This is a genomic window from Bacteroides sp. L10-4 (genome assembly GCF_013373675.1).
In the GTDB taxonomy this organism is placed as follows: Bacteria; Bacteroidota; Bacteroidia; order Bacteroidales; family Bacteroidaceae; genus Bacteroides; species Bacteroides muris.
In genome coordinates, this window is the sequence record NZ_JABXJH010000003.1 from 1 (window position 1) to 19207 (window position 19207).

General features: G+C 47.0%; 13 protein-coding genes. 3 read left to right on the forward strand and 10 right to left on the reverse strand.

Annotated elements, in window-relative coordinates:
- Positions 1-185: 185 nt before the first annotated feature.
- From HU824_RS01770 to HU824_RS01815, 10 genes are all read right to left on the reverse strand, one after another.
- Positions 186-1043, reverse strand: coding sequence for a sugar phosphate isomerase/epimerase (locus HU824_RS01770; RefSeq protein ID WP_255260441.1), 858 nt, complete (start codon positions 1041-1043; stop codon positions 186-188).
- A gap of 66 nt (positions 1044-1109) precedes the next feature.
- Positions 1110-1988 (reverse strand): DUF1080 domain-containing protein, encoded by an 879-nt coding sequence (locus HU824_RS01775; RefSeq protein WP_176467884.1) that lies wholly within the window; start codon positions 1986-1988, stop codon positions 1110-1112.
- 72 nt (positions 1989-2060) lie between these two features.
- On the reverse strand, positions 2061-3548 hold the full coding sequence (locus HU824_RS01780) for a Gfo/Idh/MocA family protein (protein ID WP_176467885.1): 1488 nt from the start codon (positions 3546-3548) through the stop codon (positions 2061-2063).
- A 64-nt stretch (positions 3549-3612) separates the two neighbouring features.
- Positions 3613-4692 (reverse strand): Gfo/Idh/MocA family protein, encoded by a 1080-nt coding sequence (locus tag HU824_RS01785; protein ID WP_176467886.1) that lies wholly within the window; start codon positions 4690-4692, stop codon positions 3613-3615.
- 778 nt (positions 4693-5470) lie between these two features.
- A complete protein-coding gene (locus HU824_RS01790; RefSeq protein WP_255260442.1) occupies positions 5471-6601 on the reverse strand; it encodes an FN3 domain-containing metallophosphoesterase family protein in 1131 nt (376 codons plus the stop codon).
- A gap of 73 nt (positions 6602-6674) precedes the next feature.
- Complete coding sequence (locus HU824_RS01795) at positions 6675-8345, reverse strand: RagB/SusD family nutrient uptake outer membrane protein (RefSeq protein ID WP_176467888.1); 1671 nt, start codon at positions 8343-8345, stop codon at positions 6675-6677.
- 12 nt (positions 8346-8357) lie between these two features.
- Complete coding sequence (locus HU824_RS01800; protein ID WP_255260437.1) at positions 8358-11666, reverse strand: SusC/RagA family TonB-linked outer membrane protein; 3309 nt, start codon at positions 11664-11666, stop codon at positions 8358-8360.
- A 112-nt stretch (positions 11667-11778) separates the two neighbouring features.
- Complete coding sequence (locus tag HU824_RS01805; RefSeq protein ID WP_176467889.1) at positions 11779-12765, reverse strand: FecR family protein; 987 nt, start codon at positions 12763-12765, stop codon at positions 11779-11781.
- A 93-nt stretch (positions 12766-12858) separates the two neighbouring features.
- Positions 12859-13440 carry an RNA polymerase sigma factor gene (locus tag HU824_RS01810; protein WP_176467890.1) on the reverse strand — a complete coding sequence of 194 codons (582 nt, stop codon included), beginning with the start codon at positions 13438-13440 and terminating at the stop codon, positions 12859-12861.
- Positions 13441-13444: 4 nt separating this feature from the next.
- The gene (locus HU824_RS01815) at positions 13445-15283 is read right to left on the reverse strand and encodes an ABC transporter ATP-binding protein (RefSeq protein WP_176467891.1); all 1839 of its coding nucleotides are present in this window, start codon (positions 15281-15283) and stop codon (positions 13445-13447) included.
- Positions 15284-15539: 256 nt separating this feature from the next.
- Between HU824_RS01815 and HU824_RS01820 the strand changes: the two genes are divergently transcribed.
- The 3 genes from HU824_RS01820 (at position 15540) to HU824_RS01830 (ending at position 19185) form a co-directional block, all read left to right on the forward strand.
- Positions 15540-17108 (forward strand): lipopolysaccharide assembly protein LapB, encoded by a 1569-nt coding sequence (locus HU824_RS01820; RefSeq protein ID WP_136008655.1) that lies wholly within the window; start codon positions 15540-15542, stop codon positions 17106-17108.
- Between the two features lie 116 nt (positions 17109-17224).
- Positions 17225-17614 (forward strand): DUF3244 domain-containing protein, encoded by a 390-nt coding sequence (locus HU824_RS01825; RefSeq protein ID WP_176467892.1) that lies wholly within the window; start codon positions 17225-17227, stop codon positions 17612-17614.
- Between the two features lie 65 nt (positions 17615-17679).
- Positions 17680-19185: an MAC/perforin domain-containing protein gene (locus HU824_RS01830; protein ID WP_246866847.1), complete on the forward strand. Its 1506-nt coding sequence runs from the start codon at positions 17680-17682 to the stop codon at positions 19183-19185.
- Positions 19186-19207 lie beyond the last annotated feature (22 nt).

Sequence of the window (19207 nt, forward strand, 5' to 3'; positions counted from 1 at the left end):
TTTAGGAAGTAGCTATACACTTCTGAAGAGTAGTTATGTCTATATACAAACTTACCCAAGGATACGTTAATGTTCGTAAACTTGGGTAAGATTTTATAGATATTGTTTGGAGAGGACTTAGAATTCACCCTCCTGCCAGACAGCTATCGGCTTTCAGCTTATCAACAAGCCTCAGCCATAGCGTCTTATTTACTATACGATGCCTTCACGAAAGGAGCCTCAAGTAAGTAGTCAAGACTCTGCTTCACACTCTCTTCTACGGAGCAGCTGTATTTCTCTATCTCAGCTACGATGTGCCGCACACCGGCAGTATCCGTATTCTTGAAGATAGCATCATAACCTACCATACCACTCTGTCCTATCTCGCGGTGATCCTTGATATGGAGCATGGTGAAACGTCCGGGATACTTGTTGAAGTAATCCACCGGACTGTTCTGGCCGCGCACTACCCAGTAAACGTCCATCTGGAAGAATACATATTCGGGGTTGGTGTGTTGCAGCATGTAGTCCAGCATCAGTTCCTTGTCCTCCACTTTCTGGAATTCATGGGCATGATTGTGATAGCCATATTTCAGACCGGCAGCCAGGCAGCGCTTGCCCACTTCATTGTAATAGTCGCAGTAGGTTTGCAAGTCTTTCAATGTCTTGGGAACGTTCATCCACGGAGTCACGATATACTCCATACCGGCCTCCTTATGGGCAGTAATGCACTGGTCCCACCATTTCAAGGCTTCCGTAAAGTTGCCCGAAGCCAGTTCCTCGTCCGACAACCCGCGGGTAGTGTGTGAAGAAAGCACGGTCATACCGCTCTTTTCCACCATCTGCTTGAACTCTTGGGGAGTCTTGCCGTAGAACTTACCGTCATTGTAGTTGGCGGCCTCCACACTGGTATAGCCCATATCAGCCAGGTCCTTCAGAATCCGGTCGAGGTTACTACCGTCCTTCACCAAGTCTCTTACAGAGTAGAGCTGTATGGCTACTTCCTTTTTCGTCGTTTCCGGCATTGTTTCCGTGCTGTGGGTGCTACAGCTTGTAGTCATCATGGACAAGCACAGTGCTGACAAAATCATCATCTGTTTGATTCTCATAATACTATCTTAAAAAAAGGATTAGTCGAGAACCTTTACACGGATGTTGCGGAACCATACGTCATCACCATGATCTTGCAATCCGATGAAACCTTCGTGATTCTCACCACCGCAATTGTTCAGCAATTCGAAGGCCAAGGGCCATTTCTTTTCGCTGAATTTGCTAGCCTGCAACATATCAGTCCATTGTTTGGTCCACAAGTGATATTCCACTACATTCTCATCGTTCTGACCATGAACCACAGTGCCTTTATATACCATGATTTTGGCTTTGTTCCATTCACCGAAAGGATTTGCATTCTGCGGAACAGCAGGAATCATATCATAAAGAGAAGCCGATTGGCGGTTGTTGTCCTTGCCCAATTTGGCATCAGGATGGTTGGCATTGTCCAGTACCTGATATTCGGGAGCAGAGATATAGATGGGTTCCAATACTTCGTTGCCGTCATTATCCTTGGAAGTAATCTCCTGAGCCAAATAGAAGATACCGGAGTTACCACCTTTGGAAACCTTCCATTCCAGTTCCAACTCAAAATTTTTGAACTTGTGAGCAAAAATCAAGTCGCCCCCCTCACCTGTCTGGCCTTCACCTGTACCACTTCCGCAGAACTTGATGCAGCCGTCCTCAATAATCCAACGGGAAGGCACCTTATCCTTACCGTAACCGCGCCATCCGTTGAAGCTTGTTCCGTCAAAGATAGTGATGTAACCATCTGCGTCTACCGGCAAATCCAGAGTTTCGGTTTCGTCGGCTTTCAGAGACTTGGAGTAGGACACTGTAGTAGTAGTAGTAGTAGCTACGACTTCTTCCGTAGCGTTCGATTTCTTTGCACTGCCACCGCAAGAGGCAAGCATGCCTCCAATAAGGCAACAAGCCAAAGGATAATATATTTTCTTCATAATCTGAAAAATTAAATGATTAGTATTCGTTTATGAGCATCAGAAACCTAGTTCCGATGCTCTTTTTAATATTTATCTGGGCATATCGGGCAACTTCCAGCCTTCGCGGTAGTTGTGCTTGATGAGCTCTTCTGCAAAAGCTTTGGCATTTACCGGATCTGTCCAAGTCTTGTCGAAGCTCGGATGGCCGTTGTGTATCTTAAAGCCGTCTTTGATGACTGTACGCAATGTCTCGTCGTCGCCGATATTAGTGAAGCGCATATTGGCACCGTCCCATTCCAATGTCTTGTTCAAACCTTGCAGACGAACAGCCAATACACCCATTACCACCATTTCGTTCATCGGTCCTGCTTCAGAGAAGTCTGACTTAGGCATTACGCGGCTGGAAGGACTTTCCTTGCAAGCACGTACCCAGTCCATCTCATGACCGCCACTCATAGCCTTCGGCACACGGCGGCAAACCTTCGGTGCATTGGGCACACGGCCGGAGAGCAGCCACGGGTTCTGTCCGTAGCAACCGCAAATCAGCGTGTCCTTCGTTCCGTGGAAAATGGTCAGACCGCCACCGCTCTGCATCAGTTGCTTTCCTTCGGGGAAGCCTTTCGGACGTTCGGGCATCATGCCACCGTCGTACCAGTGTACTTCCACCTCAGGCATAGCTACCTTCGGCATATTCTCACGAGCAGGGAAAGTCAGCTTCACGTGCTGTGCTTGCGGAGCGCAGGCATTGAGCAATAATGTAGACGAACCTTCCACTTTAGTAGGATACAGCAACTTCAAAGCTCTGAACGGCTGGTGCAGGATATGACAAGCCATATCACCCAAAGCACCCGTACCATAATCCCACCATCCGCGCCAGTTCCAAGGATGATAAATCTCGTTATATGGATTCATCTTGGCCGGACCGGTAAATAAATCCCAGTTCAAGGTTTTGGGGATGCGATCTTCCTTTTCAGGAACATTCAATCCTTGCGGCCAGATGGGACGGTCAGTAGCACATTCCACTTTCGTCACGTCACCGATTTCACCGTTCCATATCCACTCGCATACCAAGTCGGTGCCTTCGTCCGAAGAACCTTGGTTACCCATCTGGGTAACTACCCCCGTAGAAGCGGCCAATCGGGTAAGCAGACGGGACTCATATACGGAATGCGTCAACGGTTTCTGGCAATATACATGTTTGCCCATCGTCATGGCATCAGCTGTGATGATGGCATGCGTATGGTCGGCAGTAGCGATGATAACGGCATCGATGTCCTTGCCCATTTCATCGTACATCTTGCGATAGTCCCAATACTTCTTCGCATTGGGAAGCTCATCGAACACACCTTTCGCGTAACGCCAGTCTACATCACAAAGAGCCACGATGTTTTCCGTAGCTTTCACATGATTGATGTTTGTATGTCCCATACCGCCGATACCTACGGCAGCAATGTTCAAACGGTCACTGGGAGGTACGTGTCCGTGGCTCTTACCCAAAATGCTGCTCGGAGCAATGGTAAGTCCCGCCAAAGCTAAACCTCCGGTCTTAAGAAATTCTCTTCTTGTAAATTTCGACATGGTTCTTTAGATTTTAAAATCGGTTAATATTATGTGTTTTGAAAAACAGTTTTTTACTTCGGATTCACACAACGGTCTTCTTCGGACGAAGCAACCCGTAGCCATCCTTCATGTGACGGCGACGCTCTCTGATTTCTTCCAGTGTCTGCAAATCGCCTATACCAGGCAAGTCATGACGGCGAGCATCGTCCAGAAATGTCCATCCGTACTGAGAGGCTACTGCCGAATCGCGCATCAGAGGCAACCCGGGATCACGCTTGCCGCTCTCGATGGAGTCGGCCATGAGGTTGCACAGTTTATCCAGATTCTTTCCACCGAAGGGTTTTTCCAGACGAAGAGTGCGACTGACGCCATGAAGTTCTACGATAGCAGTACGGAAGTCGTGTGTCATGCGCACGATGCCTTTGGTACCGATTATATCCGTATAGGCATTGTGTGTCTGATTCTGAGAAAGTTGTCCATAGACAAATCCCTGTGTGACATCGAACACAATACCGTTCTCGAATGTGCCGTGGCACTGCACCCACCAAGGGTCTTTGTAATCCCACATGCGCATGCCTTGTGCGTGCCAACTTTTATATTCACTGCCGGCATACCAACGGGCAATATCTATGTAATGCATGCCGCAATCGTGATAAGCCGGGCCTTCGTACTCGTGTCCTTCACCCGGTGCTAATCCTGGAGTCATATGGCAGATACGCAGAATAGCCAGTTCACCAATCTCGCCTTCGGCAATGAATTGCTTCATAGCTTGGTGATACCAGGAATTGCGCAGGTAGAGGTTGACAGCGGCAATTTTGTCATACTTCTCGATCAGGTCCACAATTTCCCACTCTTTGTCGATGGTATCGGCAATGGGTTTTTCCGTAAGAATGTGTTTGCCACTATGAACGGCTTTCTCTATTTGTTCTTTCCTGGAATTTGCCAATGCAAAAAGACCAACAGCTTCTACACTCTGATCGTCAAAGATTTCTTGTTCATCGGATATGATTCTGGATGAAGGAGAAAGGTTTCTGGCCAATTCTCGAGAGGCAGGGTCAATATCGCAGATGTAAGCAATGTCCCACCGACCGCTCTTCTGCATCTCTTCCCAATACATCTGCCCCATTCTGCCAAACCCTATCAAACCAACTTTTATTTTCATGGATTATGATATTTTTATAATAAGATTTATCTCGTGCCTGATGATTGTGTTTTTGCAAAAGTAAGACAATTCTTTATAGAAAAGACGAATTTGTTTGTTAAAAAAGTGCAAAACATCTCGTCCTTTCTCCTCTGTACGAAGCGGCGAAGCAGCAAGAAGCCCCCCCCTTTCCGAGGGTTTTCCGGCTGTATGTATTTCATTCCATCCATATACATGATATTGTCTCATTTTTATAAGAAGTCTGCAAGAAAAGGAACCAAGCGTACCCGGTTCCGTATCATCCCTATTTTCTTTTTACCTGTCTGGAAAACTTCTTCAACACCTGTTTGAAAAACTTTTCTAAATCTAATTTTCCTCTTAAAACATAATCATTCTTTAAAAAGCCTGTGCCGATTGAACGGCCGCAGCCCATATCTTATTTTTGTGTTGCTTGGGCAAAATTATGTTATTATAATAAGAAAAAACAGAGAGAGTAAACGTCATAAGTAGGTAAAAGTAGATTCAAAAAAAATAATCATATTGATATACAAACGATTATATTACACATAAAGGAGCTAAAAAGTAGATTTTAAAGAGGTATATAGGAGATGTTGCTGGTCGGTTTCGCTCATTGGGGCATTCGTTTTTGGGGATACCGATTTTTCAGATTGCAGATGAATCCCGGCTACATGAACAGAATCCCGGCAAACGAATGCCAAGACTCTGTTTATAGCTGAAAGAAACGAACAAGATTCACTTGCGATATCCGGCATCCGCTCGGGTGCCGAAACGACTCTTCCTAGTGCCGTTCCAGCAGGATTTTGTCAACCAAAGTTCCTTGAGTGTCGCGTATTTCAAGCTGCAACCGGTCGCCGCTCGTCTGCCCGTCTATCACCGTATTGTGTGCATTGACCACCACCGGGAAACGCACCTGTGAGTCGGGGTTGCAGTGCAGGTAGCGGTGCAGGTGACCGCAAAGCATGGCATCAATGCCCGCTTCGTTGAGGATGGGCACGAATTTATCAAGTACTTCTTGCGGCCCGTGCCACAGACCCTTGACAGGTTGCGGGGGCATGTGTGCAATGACAATCCGGAACTTGGCATCGCGAAATTCGGGAGCGCGTACGGCTTCTTTCAGCCATTCGGCCTGTTCGTTACGGTAGTTGTCATAGTCAGTAATACCGCTGTACTCGATATCCGTGTCAGGCTTATCCTCACCGGTATCAAGCACGAGGAAGCATACGGGACCCTGGCGGAACATGTAATACAAATGAGACTCCTTGGGCGAGAAGTAGTGCTGAAAGGAGGTGGCAAACAGACCCCTTGTCTCGTGATTGCCACGTGCATAATACATGGGCACCTGCTTTGCAAACAGGTCGATGGAAACATCCATAAACCCAGAGAAGAGTTCTTCCTCACTTCGCAATTGAGTAAGCATATCACCGTTGAATATTACCATGTCTTTCTGCTGGCAGTGGACGGCATTCAGCAAAGCCGGAATATCAGCCGTGCGTCCATGAATGTCGTTGATGATGGCGAAAGAGGTTTCGGGCTTCGTGGCATCATGGGTGCGGAAGACGGGCGGCCTTGCGGTATATACATCAAGGGCGGCAGTCTTACCGTATATCACCTCCACTCCCTTGTGTTCCAGCACTTCGGTGGCATAGACACGATAGCGGTAGGCGGTGCCGGGCTCAAGCCCGGTCACCTTTACCACATGAAGCAACGAGGTGTTCTTCACACCGTTGGTCGTATCAAAATACTTGCGGCGTTCTTTATTGTAATAATTGCTGCCGTCGTCGGGGGCCAATTCCACCCATCCTACAGAGGGCTTGCTAGCCATCCACACAAAGGTAGCTTCGGTTTCTTTCACATTCTGCAAATAAGGTCCGTGATGAATGCGGATGCGGTCGGCCGCATGTCCGGCCATCGTCAGGCAGACAAAGCAGACGAGACTGAAAACAGTCTTTGCAAGGTCAGAGAAGAATCGTTTCATGTCGTTATCAATCATAGCCTTCGGTTTGTGTCAAGTTGGGATTGGTGTTCAATTGTTCCTGATGGATGGGCAAATAGCGCTGATAAGGATAGAAAGAACGGTCTTCCAGTTTGCGTAACCGCTGGTTTTCCTCGGTGGGCAACTCGATGACTGCACGCATTGCCGGATCGGGATGGGAAGCATCTACGGTGCCTACCATACGGTAGAGCGGACTGTTGAGCAGTGTTTCGGCCAACATCTTGCCGTTTTCATCTTTCCATCTCACCAAGTCGGCACGTCGCAGACCCTCGACTGCCAACTCTATGCAGCGCTCGCGACGCACGAGTTCACGCAGTTTGGCCTGGGTGGCGTAGCGGCTCCGGTCTACAGCAATGTGTCCACCACGCGTACGCAGTTCGTCAATGATAGCAAATACTTCATCGGTGTTCTCACCTTTCTCTACATTGATTTCGGCAATGGTAAGCAGTACTTCGGCATAGCGAAAGAGGATGGGACAAAGTTCGTCATCGGAAAGCGAAGCAGAGTATTGCGAGATGGGCACGGTATATTTGGCCCAAATCATGCCTGTGTGTGTGGCGTTGTTGCCTGCATCCATATAATCGGAGTTTGCTTTTCCGTCAATGGTCTTATCCAATGTATTGTACACGCGCATCTGTCCGTTGGCTCCCAGCCAGTCACGTCCGGGATAGATGATAATTTGTGCCAGACGCGGGTCGCGGTGCGCAAAGGGGTGTATGGGATCGTAACCCGAACCCGGTTCACCGGGCATCAGACCGTTGTCCATTTCGAACATGTCTACCAGATTCTGCGTAGGCACCATGGAGGCCCAGCCGCCATCCTGGTTGCTGAAGAGGCGGATGGTATTACCGAAAGGTTCGGTAGTAGGGATGTGCTGCATGGAACAGATAATCTCTTTCGAATCTCTTCCGCGAAGGCTGAACAATTCTTGGTAGCTGAGGGTCTTTTCAATTTCATAAAGATGCAAGCCTTGGATGTCACGTGCAGCCGAGAGCGCGCGATCCAGATCGCCCCAGTAAAGTGCCGAACGCATCTTGATGGCAAGAGCCGTTCCGCGGGCAATGCGTCCGCGGGCTGCAGGCCGCTCGTCAAGTTCACGGATGGCTTGGTCCAGTTCGTCATAAACAAACTTCTTGACGGTTTCTTCCGAATCGCGCGGCAGTTTGGCTTCATCAGCCAGCTGGGGCAATCCCGTAATCAAGGGAACGCCTCCGTACCAGAAATTCATCTGAAAATAGCGCCAAGCACGGATAGTACGCACTTGCCCCACCAAGTTGTCCTTCGCCTTGGAATCAGTAAAAGGCACCTTATCAATATTGGCCATGAACGTGTTGCAACGTCGTATAATGGAGTAGTCATAATATTTCACTGTGCTAGAACGTGTAGCCGAACCGTTACCCACATACTTGTAACTGCTCGAACCTGTGAAGCTGTAGCAAATGTCGGACATGCAATCGGCAAAGAACACCTCCGAGGAGCCGGTAGCCGGGCTGACCCAATCTTCATAGCAAGCCACCGCAGCCTTTTGAGCGTCGCTTTCAGTTTTCCAGAATGTGGCCGGCGACAAGGCATCTTTGGGAGCAGTGTCAAAGAAATCGTCACACGAGGTCATCAGAACACCTGCCAGCAGAATGGGCAGGAGAAAGTTATTTGGTTTCATAAGCGTCTGTTGTTAAAAGGTTAAATTGATACCGAATGAATGAGTGGCCACTTGCGGATAGTGTGAACCGCGGCCTGAGGGCGATTCCGGGTCGATATTGACCGGCAGATTATCTATTTTGAACAGGTTCTCGGCCGAATAGTAGATACGTGCACGCGAAATGCCGAAACGCCCCAAAGATTGCGAAGGCAGGGTGTAGCCCAACTGGATATTTTTGAAACGCAGGTAGTTAGTCTTGAATATCCAGAACGAGGATACAGTATTGGGGTAGCTGGCTGTATAGTCAGGTTCTACGATACGGGGGAATGTGCCGTTCGGAGTTTCGGGCGACCAAGCATTGAACCAAGCCGTGGCCGGATGACTGGTATCGCCTCTGAAGGCTCCGAACACCTCTTCATTGAAATAGCGCGACACACCACAGGCACCTTGCAGCAAGACAGAAGCATCAAGGCTTTTCCATGAAGCGCTCAGGTTGAGGCCAAATGTAAACTTAGGCTGCTCGGAGCTGATGACATCGCGATCCTTGGAGGTAAGGCGTCCGTCACCGTCGACATCACGATAACGCACATCGCCTGCCTTGAACTTTTTCGACGAGCCGAACGGGTTGCCATATTTTTCGGTATAGGCATCGGCTTCCTCCTGGCTCTTAAACAGGCCGTCGGCCACATAGCCATAGAAAGCATGATAAGGCATGCCCACCCGGTTGATGTGATAGCCGTCTGATTCTATCTGCTCGTTGACCCCACCCAGATTCAATACCTCATTGTGGTTGACAGCGATGTTACCATTGGCACGGAAAGTCCAGTCGTTCCACTCTTTGTGATAACCCAAGGTCATTTCTACGCCCCGGTTGCGCATAGCACCCACGTTGTCCTTGTAGGCACTGAGGCCGAAGCTACCCGGTACCGCCACGTCCATGATGATACCCGTAGTCTTACGGTCATAATAGTCGAAGTTCAAATCGATGCAACCCAGCAGGCTCAAGTCGAAACCTATACCCCAGGTAGTCGATTTCTCCCACGAGATGGTTTCCAGTTTTTGATTTGTCTGTGCAATGCCCGACTCCAGCGAGCCACCGAAAGGATAATTTTTGCCCAACGAGTAGGTCACCAGCCATGGATAATAATCGTCAAGTGCGTCCTGGTTTCCTAATTGTCCCCATGAACCGCGTATTTTGAGCGATTGCAGCCAGTTGCGTGTGCCTTCCATGAAATTTTCTTCAGAAATGCGCCATCCGGCTGAGAGCGAGGGATAATATCCCCAGCGGTTATCGGGGCTGAAGCGTGAAGAGGCATCGGCACGGAAATTGGCCTCGAACAGGTACTTGCCGGCATAGTCGTAGTTGATACGCCCGAAGTAGGACATCATGGCCAGTTCACGTGTAAATCCTTCGTTAGTCTGTGTAGACGAGGTTCCGGCATTGATGTCGGTCAAGTCATTATTCGGAAAATCCCGACGCCCGGCTTTCAGTTCATCATAATTGTACTTTTCAATCTTGTAGCCTGCCAGCACCTTGAGGTTGTGCTTGCCGAAGTTCTTGGCGTAATTCAACAGAAGATCCAGCGAAGGACGGTTCCACAGGTAATGACGCACTTTAAGCGAATTGAGTCCGTGATACTTGCTTTCATTGTACTGTATATCTTTCACAAAGTCGTTGGTCACCTGCACATTCGACACAAATGCACCCGTAGCCGTAAATTTCAGTTCCTTCAATATCTGGTAATCCAGCGAGAGGATGCCCGAAAAATTTTGTGTCTTGCGCGTCAGCACCTGGTCCAGATCGAGCCATGCCACAGGGTTTCCATCACCTATGGTGCCGTAAGAACCATCTTCATTCTTATAGGGAATCCAAGGAGCAATGAGGTTCAGTTGGCGTATGATTTGGTCGGAACCACCGCCCACATAGGAGTTTGTGGGGTCGTCATATCGGTTGTTGATGTAGGCCAAATTGGTGCGTACAGTAAACTTGTCCGACAGTTTCAGGTCGAGATTGGTGCACAGATTGAACTGTCGGCGGTTGCTGTGTTGCATGATTCCCTCCTGTCCCAGGTATCCGACCGAGGCCATGTATTGCGCGCTTTCGTTACCCCCCGAGATGTTCACATTATGCTGGTGCATGAATCCGCTTCCCTGATACCCGAGTTCGTTCCAGTCGGTGTCAGGATGCCCGTAAGGGTCACTTCCATTGCGGAAGAGTGCAATATCCTCGTCCGTAAAGCGTGGGCTCTTGCCACTGGCTTCGAGGGCACGGTTGTAATACGAGGCGGCGTCAGCGGCGTTCATGCGCTCCACATGCCCCGTAGCACGCTGCCATCCCACCGAACCGTTGTAGGACAGCACGGGACGTCCTGTCTTACCTCGCTTGGTGGTAATAAGGATAACACCATTGGCAGCCTTCGAACCGTAGATGGCAGCAGAGGCAGCGTCTTTCAGCACGGATATGGACTCAATGTCGTTGGGGTCCAGCTGATTCATGGATCCGCCTTCCACACCGTCAATCAGGATGTAGGGCGAAGCATTGTTCAGCGTTCCAGTACCTCGGATACGCATGGTGCTCGAGTCTTCGCCCGGCCGTCCCTGGCTGTTGGTAATGGTGAGTCCCGGAACCAATCCCTGTATGCCCGCTTTAACGGAAGTGATGGGACGTGCAGTCAGCTCCTTGTTCGAAACGGAAGCCACTGCTCCGGTAAGATTGACCTTTGCTTGCAAGCCGTAACCCACTACCACCACTTCATCCAACAACTGTTGGTCTTCTTTCAGTTTTACCGTCAATGCAGACTTGCCATTCACGGGCAAAGCGATAGTAGAATATCCTATATAGCTGAACTCCAGCACAGCGTCAGAAGAAACGGTGATGGCAAAGTTGCCATCATAGTCGGTGATGACTCCCTTTCCGCTTTCGCCCTTTACCAGGACATTGGCGCCTATGATTGGTTCGCCGTTGGCATCGGTCACTGTTCCGGTCACTTGGCGTTGGACGCTTGCCTGTGCGGAAGCAACTTGTTTGGGAGTGATTACAATGGACTTGGATGAAACGATAGTATAGGTCATATCCCGTCCCTTCAGTGCGATGTCGAGCACAGCAGGCACAGAAGCATTTTTCTTGCTAAGGGAGATATCTTTCCGGTTATCTATCACTACGTCCTGATAGGCAAAGCGATAAGTGGTTTGCTTTTCAATTACATCAAACACTTGCCGCAGGGAAGCGTTACGTACATCAATTGTTACTGTGTTCTCTTGTGCCATCAGCGGAAGACCGGCAAGGCAGAACAGGCAGAATGAGACGAATGCTACGAATCTTTTCTTTGCATGTTGGTTCATAATACTTTTTTCAGATTAAGTTTAAAAATGAAATCGGCCGATTTCATAACTAAAGACAAGAAAACACAAAAAAAGTACCAATCCGTTTATATGTTGTACAACATATAAATATCTATTTCTTCTCCAAAATCACTTCTTTGTTCCGGATGCTTGCTTTCAGGTTGTAGGAAAGCTCAATGATTTCCAGTGCCTCGTTCAAATCCTTGGTGGGCAGAGTACCGGTGAAAGTATTATGCACGTACTCCGGACATTCTACCTTGAAACGCAGGTGGTAAGTCTCGCCCAGTGCGTGCAGAATATCGGCCAGCGGCGAGTTACGGAATATCAGTTCACCACGCATCCAGGCTGATGCCGTGGTGATGTCACACGGTTTCACCACGGTAATGCTCCCCGTTTGTTGATCCACAATGGCTTTCTCGGAAGGATTCAGAAAGACGCTGTCATTCTTTTGCGTGGAGATAAGCAACACGCGGCCTTCTTCCAATGCCAATTCGGCTGTCTTGCTGGTGGAGCGAACAGCAAGGTTGAAAGTAGTACCCAGTACTTCGACCCGCAGATGGGAACTACCTATGATAAACGGTGATTGAGGATCACGGCGTACCTCAAAGTATCCTTCGCCACTGAAATGAATGTGCCGTGCTTTTTGATTATAGGTACCAAGACTGTAGGATAAAGCCGACATGGAGTTAAGCATCACCCGACTTCCGTCGGGCAACAGTACGCTGGCACGCTCTCCTGCATGGGCGGACACTACCACCTCACTCGCTTTCAGCTGTTTGTTATCATGCCGCAGGTAGAAGGTGTATGCCATCAGCAAGGGCAACAGGAGGCCTACGGCCACACGCATATAGGTATACCCGGTGAAGCGCCATCGTTCGGAAGTTTTCGGACCACGGCCTATCCGTCGATCTATCTGCCGCTTCATCCGGTCGACGCACTCGTCATCCACAGCTATGCCGTTCATATCCTTGCGGTTCCAATCATCCAGCAGTTGCTGCTCCAGTTCGTTGTCTGTGGCGCTGTTCACTTGCTGTCTCAGCCGAAGCAGTTCCTCGACCGTCAATGTGTTGTCTCTATATTTATCTATCAGTTCCTTCATTACCGTCTTTTTCTAATAATGACAATCTTTAAAGTCAATCCGTACCGAAAAGGTAGCAGTTTATTAATAAATAATTCGATTTATAAGGATTAGTTAATGTATTAACATGAAGACGGGTAGGCAAAGAAGCTTGTCGAACACTTCCCGCAACTTTTTCATACCGAGCGAAAGCTGGTTCTTGACCGTCTGCTCACTCAGCTGCAGGTGCTGGGCTATTTCTTTGTTCGACCATTGTTGCAGTCGCGACAGCCTGACCACCTTCTGTTGCGTAGGCACCAGGGTGGCAAGGGCGCTATCGAACTTCTTCAGGAAGTCACTGTATTCCATCCGGTATCGGGTATCTTCCACACTCAACCGGTCCTGACAATTCAGGTAATCTTCATAGACAGGTTGGTTCACCTGTGCACGGTAGGCATTTATCAGCAAGTGTTTGGCCATGATAAAGAGCAGGGCACGCAAAGTCTGTTCCTGCCGGATAGTATCTCGCCGGTTCCAGAGGTTGACAAACACATCCTGCACGATTTCTTCGGCATCTTCGGCTTGCTTGATATATTGAAGGCTGTAAGCGTAAAGACACTTGGCATAGAGGTCGTAGATACGGCAGAAAGCATTGTAGTCTCCACGCTTCAATCTCCGTATCAATTCTTCTTCATTATTCTCTTCAACTGTCCACATCTCTCTACGCAAGGGATTGCATATCATTCAGCCGCTTATAGTAGCCGTTCTTCGCCAAGAGTTCCTCGTGCTTACCACGTTCCACGATTTCACCTTCATAGAGTACACAAATCTCATCGGCATTCTTGATGGTGGAAAGGCGGTGGGCGATGGCAATCGTGGTACGGGTCTTCATCAGCCGTTCCAAAGCCTCCTGCACCAGTCGTTCGCTTTCGGTATCGAGTGCTGAAGTGGCCTCATCGAGTATCAGGACAGGCGGATTCTTCAGGATAGCACGGGCAATACTGATACGCTGGCGCTGTCCGCCGGAAAGCTTGCCGCCACGGTCGCCAATGTTGGTCTGATAACCGAGCTCGGTCTCCATGATGAAGTCGTGGGCATTGGCAATCTTTGCCGCTTCGATCACCTGCTCCATAGTTGCATTTTCCACACCGAAGGCAATGTTGTTGAAGAAAGTGTCATTGAACAGGATGGCCTCCTGGTTCACGTTTCCTATCAACGCACGCAAGTCGTGAATGCGAAAATTCTTAATATTCACACCGTCAATTGTAATCTCACCTAACTGCACATCGTGATAGCGCGGCAGCAAATCCACCAATGTAGATTTGCCGGAACCGGACTGGCCGACAAGTGCAATGGTCTGTCCTTTGGGCACCATCAGATTGACGTGCCTCAACACTTCGCGCTTGCCGTCGTAACTGAAGGAGAGGTCCTTAAATTCAATCCGGTCATTCATCCCGTGCAGCGGCAACGGGTTTACCGGTTCCTTAATGGGGTTCTCGGCTTTCAGAATTTTGTCCACACGTTCCATGGATGCCAGCCCCTTCGGGATGTTGTATCCTGCCTTTGCAAAGTCTTTCAACGGATTGATGATACTGTACAGAATCACCATATAAAAGATAAACGTGGAGGCATCTATAGACGTACCCTCACCCAGAATGAGCAAGCCACCGAACCACAGTACCAATACAATGAGCAACGTACCGAGGAATTCACTCATCGGATGTGCCAACGACTGACGGATAGCCACCTTGTTGGTAGCATCACGCAGCTCGTCGCTGCATTGCTTAAAACGGTCCACCATCTTGTCTTCGGCTATGAAAGCCTTGATTATACGCAGTCCACCAAGCGTCTCTTCCAGTTGCGACATGGTGTCACTCCATTTCCCTTGGGCTTCCAACGACTTGCGCTTCAATTTTTTACCGACCTTCCCCATCAACCAGCCCATACCGGGCAGCACCAGAACGGTGAACAAAGTCAGTTGCCAACTGGTCACAATCAAGGTAGAGAAGTAGAGCAGAATCAGGATAGGATTCTTGAGCAGCATATCCAGTGAGCTGGTTATGGAGTTTTCAATTTCACCCACGTCACCACTCATACGCGCAATGATGTCTCCCTTTCTTTCTTCGGAGAAGAAGCCGAGCGGCAAGTGCATCACCTTGGAATAGACCATGACACGAATATCGCGTACCACTCCCGTGCGAAGGGGAATCATAATGGCGGAAGAGCCGAAATAGCAGGAAGTCTTCAGCATGGTCATGAAAGCAAGGAAAAGCCCCATGAACAGCAGTGTCATCTGCGGCCCGTGTATCTCAATCATCTGAGTGACGTAGTAGTAGAAGTTGTTCACCGCCACTTCCTTCAGGCTACCGCTTCCCCACTCCATGAAGTGATATACCTCGGTATTCGCCCCGGTCTTGAAAAGAATATTGAGAATAGGAATGAGCAGTGTAAATGAAAAGACATTGAATATAGCGGACAGCACATTGAGCACGATTGCCCAACCGATATATCTCTTGTAAGGCGACACAAAGCGCCGCATCAGTTGCAGGAATTCCTTCATTGCTTGCAGTTAAGTGAATTATGAGGCGACAAAGATACAAGAAAACGGGGGAATGGGAAAGGGTTTCAGGTTATTTCTGCCTAAATGCCCACATTCTCTACTTTCTTTAATAATAGTCGGCTCATTTATTTTCCATCTTTACTCCTAACTTCCACACAATTCTCTTCAAACTTCAATATGCCCAAGCAATTATATGAGTAAATAATGAAAAAGATGTACCTTTGCACCCGACTTAACAGAGAACTTTGTTCACCACATGAGAAAAGCTATTATCACAACCCTATCTGTCCTAATCGTACTTCTGTTCATTGCTTGCAATACCCGAGTGAACTATAATAAGTACCTGATTGCAATTGACTCGCTCATCGTTCAGCAACCGGACACTGCCCTATCTATGCTCGAAGCATTCCCGACAAACAGCCTGCAGACCCAAGCTGACAGTGCTTATTATGGCCTATTAATGACAGAAGCAAGAGATAAGAACTACATTATCCAAACCAATGATTCCCTGATACAATCGGCCCTGACCTACTACAACGGCACAAACGACATAGAAAAGCGGGCAAGGGCCCATTACTATTCCGGCTGCGTCTACCGGGATTCACGAAAGAAAAAGGAAGCCATGACCCAATTTCTCATGGCAGAGCCGTTGGCTGAAGAAGCAGGAGAAAAGCGTTTGTTAAGCCTTATCTACTTCAACATAGGCCATCTGTATTATTCACAAAATCTGAACACACAAGCCGATTCCACCTACCGGCTGGCAGCACAAATAGGAGAAAAAGACCCCGTCCTTCAAGCATCAGTCCTAACACAAAGAGGACTCATCCAAATGGAAAAAGGAGAGGCATCTTATCCCGAAGCCGAAAAAATGATATTAAAAGCACTCAGCATTGCGGAAAATTCACCCAACATACGATTGAAAGAAAGCGTATTCACCTCACTATGCCTACTATACAATTGGATGGAAAACGGAGAGAAAGCTATAGAATTCGCCAAACGGAATCTTGGCGTACAAGCGAACCCAGACACATGCTACAAAGCTTTCGAACTACTTGGAAGCGCATATTACCAAATATCACAATACGATTCAGCCCATTACTATCTACAGAAAGCCCTGCCTACAAAGCACTTTGCCACCAAAGCCAGTATATATATGTATCTGGCCGATATAGCCAAAGAGCAAGGCGACTTGGCTACTTCCTTAGAGATGGAACGCAAGTATTCAGCCTACTTGAATAGTATGCAGAACAACAGTCAAACCGATGAGATTATCACTGCCGAAAAAAATCTGCGATTCAATTCCTTACCAGAGAAACTCAACACACAATCCATTTCCCTAATTTTGTCTATTGGCATTCCACTAACATTCATCGGAATTTTAGCAATCTTCATCCATGTACTATTTCTAAGAAAGAAACAAAACACCACCCATCCGATTGCAGCATATATACCTGAAGAGATTCATGAAGAAATGTTCGAGCAATCCGATGTCTACAAAAAGATGAAACGCATCATTCAGTCCTACAAGACGAATGGCGGTTCAGCAGAAATGATGCACAAAAACGACTGGCGACAATTGATAACAGAAACTGACAAATGCTGGAGTAATATAACTTCCACATTACAATCAAGATACGGACTGACCGAAGATGAAATCCGCTTATGCTGTCTGTACTTGGCCGACCTTCCGGCAAGCCATCTCTGCCACATATTGAATTGTACACGAGATACTGTATACAAAAGAGCAGACCGTATACTGGAGCAACGAATGGGATTCGCACACAAAGAAGCTTCACTTAAGAATGTTTTAAAAGAGCTCCATTAAGACTGATTTATATGTCTTTATACACTTTTATACAACATGATTATACAACATTATACACTTTCCGTAGTGCATCAAAGCTACTTTTGCACTATCAATAACCAATAAAGTGTATCACAATGAAAAGATTCTTTTTTATGCTGACTGTAATATTCTCATTAAGCAGCGTTCTGACATACGCACAAAGAGAGAACAGTCCTTTTGCAGAAATTACCTTGAACCAAAGAAAAAAAACAATTGATAAGAAAAACCACCCTATACCCCGTAGCATACTTCCCGGAACCGCCAACGCCTACCTATATAATAATACGGTATGTGTCAACTTCAACGAGGTATTACCCACCGTCACCATCCTCCTCATCAATGAATCAACCGGTGAAACTGTCTATTCAGAAACATACGATGCTCCAACAAATATCAGCATCAACCTAGATGAAGAATCATGCGGCAACTACTCCATTCAAATAGAGTCCGATGAAGCATTCCTATATGGCAGCTTCACGCTATAGAAGCACTCAGCATACAATTTATCAATCAAAAGTATACGAAATTCATGAAAAAGCTATTTCTATTTATGAGCTGGATAATACTTGCATTATCCGGTTGTTCCGATGAAAGTGTCATCGAACCCGATTCAACGTCACTTCCTCAAAGTGTAAATACCCGAACCGCAGGTGATGGCATATATGATGTATTAGGTTATGGCTATGACATAACCGAAGAATATATGGGCGAGAATTCAACCAAATTAAGAATAATAGATGTGGATGCATTCGTAAAAGACCATAAAGACAGATTCGACAACCCCTTTATAGGCATAATCGACCAAAGAGTGTTTGCCGGAGAAGATGCACACTCCTTTCTGCACCAAGTCATCACTGATACCAACTTCGAAGGGTCTGTAGGCAAAATAGGCATTAAAGATGATGCCGAAGGATTCTTCTCTGGTACAATCAAAACCGGTTTCAAGTCAAACACCATGTCATCTTACTCTACCAAATACTCCTTTGCAAGAGCTGAAGTCCTGAAAAAGCAAAGAAGATATTTATTGAATACAGACATCAGCACACTGTCCCAATACCTATCCACGACTTTCATCGAAGACCTCAATAAATATTCTGCTGCAAAAATCGTAGAAATGTATGGAACTCATGTACTGACTAAAATTATTGTCGGAGGAAAATATGTTGCAGATTATAAATCAGCGATAACAGAAGAAACAAATCGTACAGAAAAGACCAAAACTGTAAGTGCCGGAGCCAAGTACAATCTCAGTTCTATAGGTTTAAATGCCAACGGAGCATGGAATAAAACTGAAATAACAGAAACAAACAAAAAAAACACCAATTGGGAATGCCATATCAAATCAATCGGCGGTTCCACATCCGGGACATCAATAACCGTTACTCCCGGCCAAAGCACTTCATACACCATCAACTTAGGAGCTTGGTCGGAATCCGTAGACGACAAGCATTCAAAACTGATTGACGCGGACTGGAATGCGACATACCCTATCTATGACTTAATATCCGACCCGATTAAAAAGCAAAAAGTAAAAGAAGCTGTACTTGCCTATATTGATAGCAAAAAAATCGTAGTGAAAGAAGTGAATCCATTTTATAGGGTATACAAAGGCAAAGACAGAAACACCTTTTACTCATCTTCATATGAAGAAATAATAGACAAAATGAATATTGGCTATCTTCCTGACCCTATATTAACTAATTATGTTCAGGGATATGTATTCAAAAATGCAGAACCCGGGACTGTACCTATTTACAGACTATATAAATCTTCTACAAAGAATTCATATTATACCACCTCGTGGGATGAGGTCCAAAACATGCAAAAGAAAGGATATAACTACGATAATTTTAAAACATCATACATTCAAGGCTATATTTACAAAAACGAAATGCCTGGAACCGTCCCTCTTTATAGACTTTACAAAGGCGCAGTCAGAAATACCTTCTACACAACATCTTCCGCAGAAGTGAAGTATATGCAGAATATGGGTTATGCGCTCGACCCCGAACAAATCGGTTATATAATAGGCTACATGCTTCCTTATAAAGATTGAAAAATGTTCAAAAGGATTAAAC